Origin of the sequence: Acinetobacter minutum, from assembly GCF_035916735.1 — a bacterium.
Classification (GTDB): domain Bacteria; phylum Pseudomonadota; class Gammaproteobacteria; order Pseudomonadales; family Moraxellaceae; genus Acinetobacter.
On the sequence record NZ_JAQIHG010000001.1, the window covers coordinates 141,316 to 155,277 of the forward strand.

Consider the following 13,962-nt stretch of genomic DNA (forward strand, 5'->3'; position numbering starts at 1 on the left):
ATGCACTTGGCAACTCCATTTTGGTACAACGCAATTTTGGCTGTGCTTAAGCCACTTTACCGTCAACGTTTAAAAAAGCGTTCAGGGCATCTGGCGGATTTTGCTGACGAATTGACTGAACGTTTTGGACCTTTTCAGCCACCCAAAAATCAAAATGTTCTCTGGTTTCATGCAGTTTCGGTGGGTGAAACCAATGCTGCACAACCGCTGATTGAACATTATCTGCAAGCGGGTCAAGCAGTGCTGGTCACCAATACCACACGTACCGGACAGGCACGTGCCAAAACCTTGTTCTTAAAAAAATATCCTGGCCTTTTTCAGGCAGTCTTTCTACCTGTGGATCAAAAAGATTTGATTGACCAGTTTCTTGAGCTCTATCAGCCACGTGTGTTGGCCTTAATGGAAACAGAACTGTGGCCCAATCTGCTGGAACGAGTGCAGTTGCAAGAAATTCCGATGTTGCTGTTAAATGCCCGCTTATCAAAAAAGTCTGCACAGGGTTATGCACGTTTGAAACGTTTGACTGCACCGATGTTGGAACAATTGGACTGGATTGCCGCTCAGGATGAAGCAACCTTGCAACGCTTTTCGGTTTTGGGAAAATCACCACGGCAAATGAGTGTGGTTGGCAATATCAAATTTGATATTCAGCCGCCGTCAAAATTTATTCTGCAGGCTGCACGCTTACGTCAGGATTGGCAACTAGAATCGCGCCAAGTCATTACCCTGGCCAGCACGCATGCACCTGAAGAGCAGAAACTGTTGCAGATGCTGCAGCCGCATTTAAAACAGCACCCTGAACAGTTATGTATCGTGGTGCCGCGTCATCCAGAACGTTTTGATGAAGTTTTTACCCTGATCCAGTCGATGAATCTGCGGGTGCAGCGTCGTAGTAAAGGCGAGCAAATTCAAGCGGATACGCAGGTCTATTTGGCTGACAGCATGGGGGAGTTATGGCTTTGGTATGCGCTCAGTCAGGCTTGTATTGTCGGCGGTTCATTTAATACTCCAGGTGGTGGACATAATATTCTGGAGCCGATGTCACTTCAGGTGGCGACGGTGATCGGGCCAAATTATTTCAATTTCCAGAGTATTGCAGATGAATTTCTGCAAGAGCAGGGGCTGATTGTCGCCGAAGATGAAGTGAATGCCATTGAACAGATCCAGCACCTGTTGCAGGATAACGCATTCCGGCAGGCACAGGTCGAGCAGGCCACAGCCGTGTTGTCGCGTAATCAGGGGGCTTTACAGCGTCATATTTGTTTGCTGGATCAATATCTGTGAATATCGTTTTAATTGAACCGCAGTCAACCGACTCAAAGGTGTGGGTGATTCGCGAACCACGCCAGTTACAACATTTGCGCCAACATCTAGATATGCAGGTTGGTGATCATTTAAAGGTGGGTATGCGCCAAGGACAGCGTTATCTGACCGAAGTGCGTGAGATTAATGCGCAACAGGTGATTGTTCAGCCCTTACATCCGGAAGTTGTTCCTGCCAAATTACCGGTTACCCTGATCGTGGCTTTGCCGCGACCGAAAGTCTTGCGCCGATTGATCATGGATAGCGTGACCTTGGGCGTGGAGAAAATCATTTTGCTGCATAGCTATCGGGTAGATAAAAGCTATTGGCAGAGTCCTTTTCTGCAGCAACTGGATGACTATGTCACCTTGGGGCTGGAGCAGGCTGGAGACACGGTGGCACCGACAATTGACTGTTACCGGCGTTTTAAACCTTTTGCGGAAGATGTTTTACCGGGCATGATCAGTCTGGAGCGACCGGTTTTTGTGGCACATCCTTATGCACCAGTTGCCATGCCGCAGCAGATTCAACATCCGTGTACCCTGATCATTGGCCCAGAGGGCGGATTTATTCCTTATGAGGTTGATCTGCTGACCCGAAACGGGGCACAAGCGGTTTCTCTCGGACAGCGCATTATCCGTACCGAAACCGTAATTCCTTATGCACTGGGACGTTTATTTAGTCTCTGAAACCGGTGCTTGGGTCTGCTGCGCGTCATCACGATAGACTTTCACTTGCTGCACCGGATAAGGGATTGAGATATTGTTTTCATCAAAAGCATCAATCACGGCTTCTTGTACGGTACTAATCGATGCGGCCGTGGTGGTTTCAGTGGTATCAACCCACCAGCGCACGGTCAGATTAATCGAGAAATCTGCCAGTGCAGAGACATTGACACTAAAGGGTGGTTGGCTGAGGATATTGCGGTCATTGTCCAGAATCTTGAGAATGATCTGTTTGGCTTTCTGCACATCATCTTCATAGCCGATCCCCACGATAAATTCACAGCGGCGGCGCTGATAAGCCGTATTTACCGTCACTGCACTGGTATAGACGGTTGCGTTTGGAATCACGATGCGGCGGCCATCCGGTGAGCGTAAATACGTCGCCCGAATCTGGATATCTTCCACCGTGCCTTCCATCCCACCAACAATGATGTCATCGCCAATATGAAACGGCTCACTCAGTAAAATCAGGATGCCAGACAACAGGTTTTGGAAAATATCTTTGAAAGCGAAACCAATCGCGACCGAGCCAATCCCGAGTGCACTCATCAGCTGGCCGGGGGTAAAACCTGGAATGGCGATGACCAACGCAATCAGGAAACCAATAAAAATAATTATCGTACTGCCCAGCCGGTTCAGCACCAGCACCAGATTTTGTTTAGCATAACTGCGGTTATCTAGCGTTTTACGCACAAAAAACTTGAACAGTTTGGCGAGTAACCAGAAAATCAGGAAAACAACGAGGGCGATACAAAAGTACGGTAAGCGTTCCCAGAATCCTTCCATGATCTTGTCGATTGCACGATAGGCATCATTATATTTTGCAGTATGGGCAATCACCGATTCACTGGTTTTTTGTCCCGCCTCCTGAATTAAATCTGCTGTCCCTTGTGCGACATCGCTTAGTTTATGGGTCTGTTCTGCCACCGGCTAACCTGTTTCCTAATTAAAAAATGCGCTGCCTACCCTAATCAAAGTGCACAGCGCTGTCCAGTTAAAAAATGTGAGCTTAGAAATACTTGCTGCTCTGTCGCATCATTTCCGATGGGGTCTGCAACTCACCACTGCCCATCATGTAGGACATCATGCTGCCCATACTAAGCAGGCTCAAAATACTCAGGATAATGATCAGCCAAGCCATGATTTTTTCAGCTGCAGAGGTCACGCGTGGCGGACCGTAGCGGTTCATCCCAGGGGTCCCGGGAGCAAGCAGTAAATAAAAGGCCAGGAAGAAGTTGATGACCGGCACCAACAGCAACAGGCTGATCCAGCCGGTCTGGTTCAGGTCATGGAGTCGGCGAATGACCAGCACCAGATGAAAATAGAAATAGACCACAAATAGCAAGAGAAAACCTAAACCTGCCATGCCATTCAGTGCATTGGTAAAGTTCTCATTAAGCACACCATTATTCAGGCTAATAATTCCCAGCGTCAAGCTGAAGGCGATTGCGAGCAAAAAAATGCTCAGGTGCAAAAGTCCGTACCAGCCAATATAGCTTAACCGGCTAAACCGTCCAGCGGGTGACAGGGGGGAATCATGACGTGTCACAGGTGGGCGGGAGAAAAAGGGGGATGAATTCTGGGAGGTCATAGGCGTCCTCATCCGCAAACACAGCACGGATCAGCTGTAGGTCAATGAAATGAATTAAAATTATAAGGCTGAAAAAAGGGCACTGATACGTTTAACCGACATATCTATTGTTATGCTCACTGATTTTATCTGTTAAATCTGTTTAAATAATAGACGGATTGCGCAGGTTTTTCGGCTTTATGATGCAGAAAAAATACGGACATTGGCCTGCACAGAACAACAAAAAAGACCCTGAAGCTCTCGAGAGGAGAGTCAAGTACAAGGAAGATGCTGATGAATGAACGCTATCCGGTACCAGAGGCATTTAAAAAGACCGCACGTACCTTGCAGGAAGATTATTTACAACGTTACCAATACTCTATTCAGTACCCGGAACAGTTCTGGGCTGAGCAGGCACAACGGATTGACTGGATTAAACCGTTTACACAGGTCAAGAATACCAGTTTTGACAAAGACAACTTTCACATTGAATGGTTTGCCGATGGTGAACTGAATGTCTGTGCCAATTGTCTGGATCGTCATCTAGCGGTGCATCCGCAGAAACCAGCGATCATCTGGGAAGGGGATCATCCTTCACGGCATAAGATCATTTCTTATCAAGAGTTGTATGCCGAGGTTTGCCGCTTTGCCAATGTGCTGAAAAAGTACGGAATTGCTAAAGGCGATCGGGTGGTACTGTACATGCCGATGGTTTCCGAGGCTGCAATTGCCATGCTGGCCTGTGCCCGGATTGGTGCGGTGCATTGCGTGGTGTTTGGCGGTTTTTCTCCAGACTCCCTAGCCAGTCGGATTGAAGACAGTCAGGCTAAGCTGATGGTGACCGCCGATGCTGGCATGCGGGGTGGGAAGCTGATTCCTCTGAAGGATAATGTTGATCATGCATTGGCGATGTTGGGCACACAGAGTGTTGAGCATGTCATGGTGGTGCATTGCACAGGAAATCCCATTCAGTTCCAGCTGGGGCGAGACCTGTGGTATCACGAAGAAATCATGCAAGTCGAGGAAGACTGCTCACCGACGCCAATGGGTGCTGAAGATCCACTCTTTATTTTGTACACCTCTGGTTCGACCGGGAAGCCGAAAGGCGTGCTGCATACGACGGGGGGCTATCTGGTTTATGTGACATCCACTTTCCGTGACGTGTTTGACATTCAACCGGATGATATCTACTGGTGTACCGCCGATGTCGGCTGGATTACTGGACATTCCTATGCCATTTATGGCCCCTTGGCGAACGGCACCACGACTCTGATGTTCGAAGGCGTGCCGCAATATCCGAGCTGGGCGCGAGTTGGCCAGATCGTCGACAAGCACCATGTCAGCATTTTATACACGGCACCCACCGCCATTCGCGCCATGATGCGTGAAGGCGATGCCTATGTGCGGGAAAGTGACCGCAGCAGCTTGCGCTTATTGGGCAGTGTGGGAGAGCCGATCAATCCGGAAGCCTGGAATTGGTATTACCATGTCGTGGGTGAAGCTCGTTGTCCGATTGTCGATACGTGGTGGCAAACCGAAACCGGTGGGATTCTGATTAGTCCTTTGCCGGGCGCAACGGATTTAAAACCAGGCTCAGCCACCCGTCCATATTTTGGCATTCAGCCTGCCTTGGTTGATGATCAGGGCCATGAACTGCACGGTGAAGCACAAGGTAATCTAGTGATCAAGGATTCTTGGCCGGGGCAGATGCGCGGAATTTGGGGTGATAGCAAGCGTTTCTTTGAGGCCTATTTTTCTGCTTTTCCGGGCTATTACTTTTCTGGAGATGGGGCTCGCCGTGACCAAGATGGCTATTACTGGATCACCGGTCGGGTGGATGATGTGCTGAATGTCTCTGGACACCGTTTAGGTACGGCGGAAATCGAAAGTACTTTAGTGGCCCATCCACAGGTGGCTGAGGCTGCAGTCGTCGGGATGCCGCACGATTTAAAAGGTCAGGGGATTTGTACCTTTGTGACGCTGAAAACTGGCGTATCGGAAAGTGATACCTTGCGTACTGAATTGATCGAATGGGTGCGTAAACATCTCGGCGCCATTGCCGCACCGGATGCCTTGTACTGGGCACCGATGTTGCCGAAAACCCGTTCCGGTAAAATCATGCGGCGAATTCTCAGAAAAATAGCGGCACATGAGCTCGACAGTTTGGGAGATACCTCAACTTTGGCCGATCCTGCCGTGGTGGAGCGTTTAATTGCGACTGTTTATCCAACAGAATAACCTTTCTTTTAGCCTATACCGTCTGACATGTGCAGGCGGTATTTTGCTGTGCCGGATAAGTTCAGCAGCGATTGAGATAAAGCCCGAAAATTTGATCTGTTAAGCTAAAACCATAGCAAGATAATGATTGAAGGCAAGATGAAGACCACACCCAAACCTTTATATTTTGATCCAGAACAGATTGCCCGGCAACTCGCTGGACAGTTTGCACAGAATGCAGCTGAACGTGATAAACAGGGTGGCAATCCTAAAACAGAACGTGATCTGATCCGTGCCAGTGGTTTATTGAGCTTATCCATTCCACGGCAATATGGCGGGCAGGGGGCGGATTGGTCCACTATTTTTATTACCATTCGCACCCTTGCACAAGTGGATAGCTCATTGGCACATGTGTATGGTTTTCATCATTTATTGATTGCAACGGTACAGCTGTTTGCCCAACCCGAACAATATGCACCATGGTTTGAGCAAACTGCACGAGAAAACCTGTTTTGGGGCAACGCCTTAAACCCACTGGATCGACGTACCACGGCAGAACAGATTTCTGCACAAGAATATATTTTTCATGGTGAAAAGAGTTTCTGTTCCGGCTCCATCGATTCCGACATGTTGCTGTGTTCTGCTTATGATGCTGAAGGCAAATTATTGATTGGCGTGATTCCGACGGTACGTGAAGGGGTGTGCTTTTTAGGGGATTGGAACAATATGGGACAACGCCAGACCGATAGCGGCACCAGCCAGTTTCAGCAGGTCAAAATCCAGCAGGATGAATTACTGCTCAATCCTGGGCCACTCAGTACCCCATATTCCAGTTTGCGTCCGCTGATCGCTCAACTGATTTTCGTGCATCTGTTTTTAGGCGTGGCGGAAGGGGCGTTTGAGGTGGCGAAACAGGCAGTGCAAACACAAAAAGCTTGGTCAACGTCGCTGGTAGAGCAGGCCGTACAGGATCCTTTTACTCAGAAACATTTTGCCGAGTTTTATGTACAACTTGAAAGTGTACGTTTACTGGCACAACAGGCAGTTGCGGCATTACAGCAGGCTTGGCAACAGGGCGAAACTCTGACTGCGGAACAGCGCGGGCAGGTCTCAATTGCCATTGCTACTGCCAAGATTGCCGCGACCCATACTTCACTTTATGTCACGCAAAATATTTTCCAGGTCATGGGTGCACGGGCAACCACCGCTCAACTGAATCTGGACCGTTTCTGGCGTAATGTGCGTACCCAGACTTTGCATGACCCGATTGATTATAAATATCAGGAAGTCGGGGAATGGGTGTTAACGGGGCAAGTGCCGAAACCCAGTTTTTATGCCTAACATCCACGATGAGTTTTTAGGGAGCGCTTGCTCCCTTTTATTTGGTCTGGATGAAGGGTTGCCAAAAAAAATCCCCCAAGCCAGGCTTGAGGGAGATTGGAGTGGTGGAGAGTGATTATTTTTATAATATTGTTGTTATGGTTATGCTGATTTGGCCTGAACCTGTTCGGTTTGCTGGGCCTCTAATTCACGCACCAAAGGTAAGATTTTCTCGCCAAAATATTCCACTTCTTCAATAAAGTGTAAAAAGCCCGAAAGAATCAGATCCACACCAACATTTTTTAATGCCACGATGCGTTCAGCAATTTGTTGTGGCGTACCAATCAGATTGGTTTTAAAACCATCGTTGTATTGCACCAGATCTTCAAGGGTCGATTTGGCCCAGTTCCCTTCACCTTCAGCTGTGGCAGCACCGGCTTCACGGGTCGCATCGCCAAAAGCGTTGACCGCTGGAAGATTGGCCTTATCAAGGATTTCTTGCAGTACAGCTTGTGCTTCTTCTTCAGTATCACGGGCAATAATGAAGGCATTCACCCCAATTTTTACCTGATGATGGTTGGCTTGGGCTTTTTCACGAATATCATCAATCTGCTTTTTGATTTCTTCAGGCGTATTGCCATTAGTGAAATACCAGTCCGATACACGTGATGCCATATCACGCGCTGCACGCGAGCTGCCGCCCTGAAAAATCTCGATATGCGGTTGCTGTAGCGGCTTGGGTTTTAAGCTGTAATCGTTAAATTGATAATACTTGCCATCAAAGCTGAAATGATCCGTCGTCCAGATGCCTTTCAGGCAGCGAATAAACTCCTCCGAACGTGCATAACGCTGATCATGCTCCGGCCATTCTTCACCAATCGCCTCGAACTCGCCCCGGAACCAACCACTGACCACGTTAATCGCGATCCGGCCCTGTGTGAGATGATCGATGGTCGCCAGTTGTTTGGCGGCTAAAGCCGGTTTCCAAGGACCTGGCAAAATGGCGGCAATGACTTTGAGTTTTTCAGTTTTGGCCAGGATGCCATGGCTAAAGCTGACGGATTCATGCTGGTTTTCTGCCCCATAACCCGCAGTAAAACGAATCTGAGTCAAGGCATAATCAAAGCCATTTTTTTCTGCAGTTTGTGCCAAACGTACATTGTAGTCATAGCTCCAGTCTGTACGCTGTTCGATATTGCTGACCACCAGGCCACCACTGACATTCGGTACCCAGTAAGCAAAGTGAATGTTTTGTTCTTGTTGTGACATTTTTACCCTCCGGATCTGTTGCTGCTGTTAAGCCACGTGAACGTTGCCGGATTTAGGGTGCAACCGTGATTCTGCCGCATCCAAACTTGGCACCGCTGCAGATGGAAGAACGTCTGCCTGTTCGATTTGCTTATTAATGCCCAGATTTTGATTGGCTTGCTGGGTTTTTTCTTTCACCACTTCAGCACGTTGACCTTTGGCAGGTGCCCATTCCAGAATTGGCAAGGCACGGGCCACGGCCAAGATAATGCGCTCACGTAGTTGTTCATTGCGAACAGTATATTCTGGGGTGAAATCTTTATCGGTGGCATACACACCAATCGGCAAGGTCTGTGCCTGGAAAAAGCTGAACAATGGACGTAGTTGATGTTCAAGAACCAAGGCATGACGCTCACTACCGCCTGAGGCAGCAAGTAATACAGGCACATCCACTAAAGCTGTTTGTTCAACAAAATCAAAAAAGTGCTTAAAAAGACCGGTGAAGGACGCACGATATACAGGCGTACCGACAATCAAGGCATCTGCCGCTTCTACCGCAGCCAGATCATCCTGCACGCGTTGTGGAAGCTGGTTGCGATAAATTGCACCACCGAGTAACGGACCAATTTCACTGAATTTAATAAAATGTACGTTGATTGGTGTGGCTTGACCCAGTTCATTCAGGATTTCCTGTACCAGACTTTCGGTTTTAGAGGGATTATTTAAGCCACCTGAAACAGCGACAATATTGAGTGGCTTTTGTTGATGAGCAATCGACATAAGGCAATAACCTAAAATAAGTTTTGGAATGCCTTATATTTATCAACAGTGCAAACAGCACTGTAAAATAAGCAAAAAAAGATAGGTTATCTGATTTAACGATATATCTTTTTTATCGTTAAAACTGCGGGAAATATTTTTCTAATTATTTGAATTTTATATTTATCCTGTCTGTAGCTAAGCGTTTCATTTAAGATGATTTGTTTTATAGCAAAATATGATTTGTTTTTTCATCGCCTGTAAAACCAGCGAATAAATATGGATTTGTTGATTTGATCTACGTTTAGTACAAAAAATAGGTGCGATTGGCATATCCTAAACTGCTTGAGTGTGGTTAGAATAGTAGGCACTGTGCCAGAGATTTCTCGCTCCGCTTATGAATATTTTAATCGTTGATGATCATCCCCTGTTTCGTCATGCTTTAATTCAAGCTGTTCGTTATAGCTTACCGCAAGCGCAAATTCATGAGACTGCTGCAGTAAATGAATTTTATGAACGTTTGGAGAAGGGACCTGAACCGGATTTGGTCTTGCTCGATTTAAACTTGCCAGGTGCTTCAGGTTTTTCCGCATTGGTGCATGTACGCGCACAATATCCATCTATTCCGATCATTGTGGTCTCTGCACACGAAGAAGCTTCAATTATTCAGCGTGCAATTGCGCATGGCGCGATGGGTTATATTCCAAAATCTGCACACCCAAGTCATATCGGTGAAGCGATCCGTCAGGTACTTGAAGGTGAAATTTGGTTGCCACCAAATCTGCCAGCCAACATGAGTTTTGATCCGCGTGCTGCAGATGAGACTGAACTGGCTGAGCGGATTCAATCCCTTACACCACAACAGTTCCGTGTTTTGATGATGGTCGCCGAAGGTCTGCTCAATAAACAGATTGCGTATGAACTAGATGTCTCTGAAGCCACGATTAAAGCGCATGTAACCGCTATTTTCCGTAAATTGGGTGTACAAAACCGTACACAAGCGGTATTGGCAATTAAGGCACTGAATATTGAAGAGAAAAAAGTCTGAGACAAGACTTATTCGATATTGAGAAAGAGGCCTCGATTGAGGTTTTTTTCTTTTTGGGGTTCTCTGCGTAGAGTGAATGAGAAAAATCGTCCAATAAAAAGCCCATCCTGAAGATGGGCTTTTATTATGGTGAATTGATTTAGCTGGAAATTTTCAAACCGGACAACCAGGAGCGTAAGGACGCGGGTTTCAATGGCTTTTTCAACAACACGATATTCAGGTCTTTCAGACGCTGTGGGAGTTCAGGATCCGAATCCGCGGTGATCAGTGCAATTGGAACTTCGGGCTGACGGTGCTGCAGAATGAAATCCAGTCCGAGCTGATTATGGTTGAGATGTTGGTCAATCAGCCAGACCTGAATGTTTTCCTGGTGAATAATTTCGGCGGCTTGTTCGGGTTCAGTGGCTTTAAACACCTGATAGCCCCATTTGCTGAGTAAGGTCGACATGCCTTCCAAAATGGTCTCATCATTGTCCAAACACAAAATCCGGTAAGTTTTGGTTTTTAGCGGTGCGGCTTGTACCGGTGCGGCAATCACTTTTGGTGCTGCAACCACGGGCACTTCAATCATGAAGCAGGAACCTTTGCCGAGCTCGGAGTAGACATGGACCGGATAGTCCAGCATGCTGGTCATGCGTTGTACAATGGCCAAACCAAGCCCCAAGCCCTGTTCGCCCCAAGGTGATGTGTGACCACAACGCTCAAATTCCTGGAATAACTTGATACGCTGTTCTTCAGCGATCCCGGGGCCTGTATCCCAAACCCCGATACGGATATGTCCGGGTTTTTCCGATGAACGTAGAACCCCAACCACCACACGACCTTTGGCCGTGTAGCGCAAGGCATTGCTGACAAAATTCTGGATAATGCGGCGGATCCATTGCGGATCTGTGTCAATCCAGAACTGGACATCGTGGACGCTAAAGCGGATATTGCGCTGTGCGGCAATCGATTTAAATTGCAGTTCCAGATCACTGAGTAAGTCATGCAGGGGATAGGCCTGACGTTTCGGCTGGATGGTTCCGCCTTCTAAACGCGCAATATCCAGCAGGGCAGACAGCATGCTTTCTGCGCCATGCAAGGCACGGTCCAGTTGCTGTAAGGTGTGGCGATCTTCATCAGAATGCACACTTTGTTCCAATGCGGTACTGAACAGACGCGCTGCGTGCATAGGTTGCAATAGATCATGACTGGCTGCGGCAATAAAACGGCTTTTCGACATGTTGGCTTTATCGGCTTGTTCACGCGCCAATTGCTGTTCAGTCAGTGCATCGGCCAACTGTCGGGTTCGTTCACGCACATGGGCTTCCAATACTGCCTCATTTTCACGGAAGGCGGTAATATCGGCAAAGGTGGTCACGAAACCACCACCTTCAATCGGATTGCCGCGCATCTGAATGACGCGACCATCCTTACGAATGCGTTCAAACTCATGTGCACTGCCGACTTTCATCCAGTTGACCCGTTTACGTACGTGTTCTTCGATTGAACCGGGACCACATTCGCCACGTTCTGCATTGTAGCGAATCAGGTCGGCAATCGGACAGCCGACATAAACCAGATCTTTCGGGTAATCAAAAAGCTTGAGATATTGGTTATTCCAGGCCACCAGACACATGTTCTCATCAACCACACTGACCCCCTGGGTCATATGGTCAATCATGGTCATTAGCAGGTTCTGGTTAAAACGTTGCCATTGGGAGGCCTGATCCAGAATATTTGCGACCTGACCCAATGCCAAGCCATTATTGACCATGGCTGTAGTCAATAAAGTACGTGCCGAAGCGGCGCCAATCGTGCCAGCCAGATATTGCTCGGTAAAACGCCACCACATACCATTGGCTGTACTGTTTTCATTCAGTACGACATTATTCTGTTCACAGAATTGATGGAACGCTTGCGTGGTTGGACCTTCACCAGTAATGCGTTTGGCTAGGGTAATCAGATCACCTACTTTTAGACGTAGTGCGTCATGGTGCAGATAGCTGATATCACCTGAAGTTGGTTGTGAGGGTAACGGTTTAGTATCGTAATAAAAGAAACTTTCTGCCTGGATCTGTTCCGCGACACTTGGCCGATAAACTTTCGATACCCAAATATATAAAATGATGTTGAGACCCAAAGACCACATCACCCCATGGGTCAGCGGTGCAAAAGACTGAAAGTCTAGCAATGCTTCAGGGCGTAGCCAACTGATGCCTAGAGGACCCGCGTTGAGGAACTCATGGGCAAAAGCCGTATATTCTGTGGGCAGGCTGCGTAATATCGTGGGCAATAGCAGAGTGTAAATCCACATGAAAAAGCCAACCAGCAGGCCAGCATACACCCCTTGACGGCTGCCACCACGCCAGTACAGACCACCAATCAAGGCGGGTGCAAATTGTGCCACTGCACTGAAAGCCAACAATCCAAAGACCGATAACTGGTCAATATCATTAAAGAAATGGAAGAACAGGAAGCCGAGTAACATCACGGCGAGGATACAGACACGACGGGTAAATTTCAGTACCAAAGGCAGACGTTTATCGTGACGGGCCAACAAGCCCAAACGCCATAGTGCTGGCATGATCAGGTCATTACTCAGCATAATGGATAGAGCAACCGAAGAAACCAATAGCATGCCGGTTGATGCAGAAAAGCCCCCTAAAAAGGCCAGCAGAGTTAACCAGTCCTGATTGTAGCTGAGCGGGAGAGAGAGTACTGCAACATCCGGAATCGACAGGTATTCTGGTGCGGCATGCAAGGCCCAGCTGGCGATCGGAATGATCGCGATTGTGGTCAGGATGAGGTAAGTGGCAAACCAGCGCCGTGCACCGCGAATATGTTTTTCATCGCGTAATTCGACCACGGCCACGTGGAACTGGCGTGGCAGACAGATAATCGCCAGTGCAGCCAGCAAGGTTTGCACCCAGAACGTTTCCGGTACGCCAAACAGTTGCACTTCCTGGAAAGTGATGGCAACGTCATCGGAGACCTGCGCAATATTTTCCGGTGCTTCAAACAAGAAAAACACGGCGACACATAACAGCGCAAATAATTTCACAAAAGATTCAAATGCAACCGCTAACATGAGACCACCATGCTGTTCGGTATTGGCAATTTGTCGTGTACCAAACAGCATGGCTAAAATGGCTAGAATCGCAGTGAGGAACAAGACACTGTTGGTGGTGGAATGGAGGTGTGCATTTTGATCTAAAATAACGGCTGCACTGAGTGCAATCGCACGAAGTTGGAGCGCAAGGTAAGGAATAATGGCAATGACCGCCAGAATGGTCACCAGTGATGCTAAAGGTCCGCTTTTGCCATAACGGGCCGCGACAAAGTCAGCGATGGAAGAAATGGCATGATATTGACGGACACGTCCCAGACGTCGCCAGATATCATAACCAATCGCGACAAATAGCAGTGGACCGAGGTAAATGGGTAAAAAGATGATACCTTCACGTACCGCAGCACCGGTGGCACCATAAAAGGTCCAGGATGAACAGTAAACACCGAGGGTTAGACTAAAGAGTAACATTCGCCCGCGCGTGCTAAGACGGCTTGCATGTTTTTCGCCAAAAAAGGCGCAAATAAAGAGCACCAGAATATATAAGGCAAGTGCCCCAATAATAAGCCAACTGTTCATATGCCAAGATGTTCCAAACCAAGTGCTCATGATACCTCAGCCGAAACATACCTGTTGATCAAATTGATCAAAATTTAACGACCAAAGTCTAAGTTACGAATACTAGGTAACATTGTTAATTTTAACAATGAAAATACGAATTAAA

General features: G+C 47.7%; 10 protein-coding genes. 5 read left to right on the top strand and 5 right to left on the bottom strand.

Annotated elements, in window-relative coordinates; genetic code table 11:
- Entirely contained in the window at positions 1 to 1,284 is a 1,284-nt protein-coding gene (locus PAE54_RS00650; RefSeq protein ID WP_326518036.1) for a 3-deoxy-D-manno-octulosonic acid transferase, read from the top strand.
- Positions 1,281 to 1,991, top strand: coding sequence for a 16S rRNA (uracil(1498)-N(3))-methyltransferase (locus tag PAE54_RS00655; RefSeq protein ID WP_326518037.1), 711 nt, complete (start codon positions 1,281 to 1,283; stop codon positions 1,989 to 1,991). The genes PAE54_RS00650 and PAE54_RS00655 overlap by 4 nt, the downstream gene beginning before the upstream one ends.
- On the opposite strand, the gene PAE54_RS00660 is transcribed toward PAE54_RS00655, so the two are convergent.
- Both PAE54_RS00660 and PAE54_RS00665 read right to left on the bottom strand, forming a co-directional pair.
- Positions 1,977 to 2,954, bottom strand: a complete 978-nt coding sequence (locus tag PAE54_RS00660) for a mechanosensitive ion channel family protein (RefSeq protein WP_326518038.1) — start codon at positions 2,952 to 2,954, stop codon at positions 1,977 to 1,979. The two genes, PAE54_RS00655 and PAE54_RS00660, sit on opposite strands and share 15 nt — an antisense overlap.
- A gap of 82 nt (positions 2,955 to 3,036) precedes the next feature.
- Positions 3,037 to 3,618 carry a DUF805 domain-containing protein gene (locus PAE54_RS00665; RefSeq protein WP_326518039.1) on the bottom strand — a complete coding sequence of 194 codons (582 nt, stop codon included), beginning with the start codon at positions 3,616 to 3,618 and terminating at the stop codon, positions 3,037 to 3,039.
- A gap of 273 nt (positions 3,619 to 3,891) precedes the next feature.
- Here PAE54_RS00665 and acs point away from each other — a divergent pair, with 273 nt between their 5' ends.
- Together acs and PAE54_RS00675 are read left to right on the top strand one after the other, a co-directional pair.
- Positions 3,892 to 5,835 carry an acetate--CoA ligase gene (gene acs, locus PAE54_RS00670; protein WP_326518040.1) on the top strand — a complete coding sequence of 648 codons (1,944 nt, stop codon included), beginning with the start codon at positions 3,892 to 3,894 and terminating at the stop codon, positions 5,833 to 5,835.
- Between the two features lie 138 nt (positions 5,836 to 5,973).
- Entirely contained in the window at positions 5,974 to 7,155 is a 1,182-nt protein-coding gene (locus PAE54_RS00675; RefSeq protein ID WP_326518041.1) for an acyl-CoA dehydrogenase family protein, read from the top strand.
- A 141-nt stretch (positions 7,156 to 7,296) separates the two neighbouring features.
- Here the strand turns inward: PAE54_RS00675 and sfnG are convergent, their stop codons facing one another.
- Positions 7,297 to 8,403 (bottom strand): dimethylsulfone monooxygenase SfnG, encoded by a 1,107-nt coding sequence (gene sfnG, locus PAE54_RS00680; RefSeq protein ID WP_326518042.1) that lies wholly within the window; start codon positions 8,401 to 8,403, stop codon positions 7,297 to 7,299.
- A 27-nt stretch (positions 8,404 to 8,430) separates the two neighbouring features.
- Entirely contained in the window at positions 8,431 to 9,162 is a 732-nt protein-coding gene (msuE, locus tag PAE54_RS00685; protein ID WP_326518043.1) for an FMN reductase, read from the bottom strand.
- A 376-nt stretch (positions 9,163 to 9,538) separates the two neighbouring features.
- On the opposite strand from msuE, the gene PAE54_RS00690 reads away from it, so the two are divergent.
- Positions 9,539 to 10,189: a response regulator gene (locus PAE54_RS00690; RefSeq protein WP_273777675.1), complete on the top strand. Its 651-nt coding sequence runs from the start codon at positions 9,539 to 9,541 to the stop codon at positions 10,187 to 10,189.
- A 139-nt stretch (positions 10,190 to 10,328) separates the two neighbouring features.
- Here the strand turns inward: PAE54_RS00690 and PAE54_RS00695 are convergent, their stop codons facing one another.
- Positions 10,329 to 13,817 carry a hybrid sensor histidine kinase/response regulator gene (locus tag PAE54_RS00695; protein WP_326518044.1) on the bottom strand — a complete coding sequence of 1,163 codons (3,489 nt, stop codon included), beginning with the start codon at positions 13,815 to 13,817 and terminating at the stop codon, positions 10,329 to 10,331.
- Positions 13,818 to 13,962: the final 145 nt, after the last annotated feature.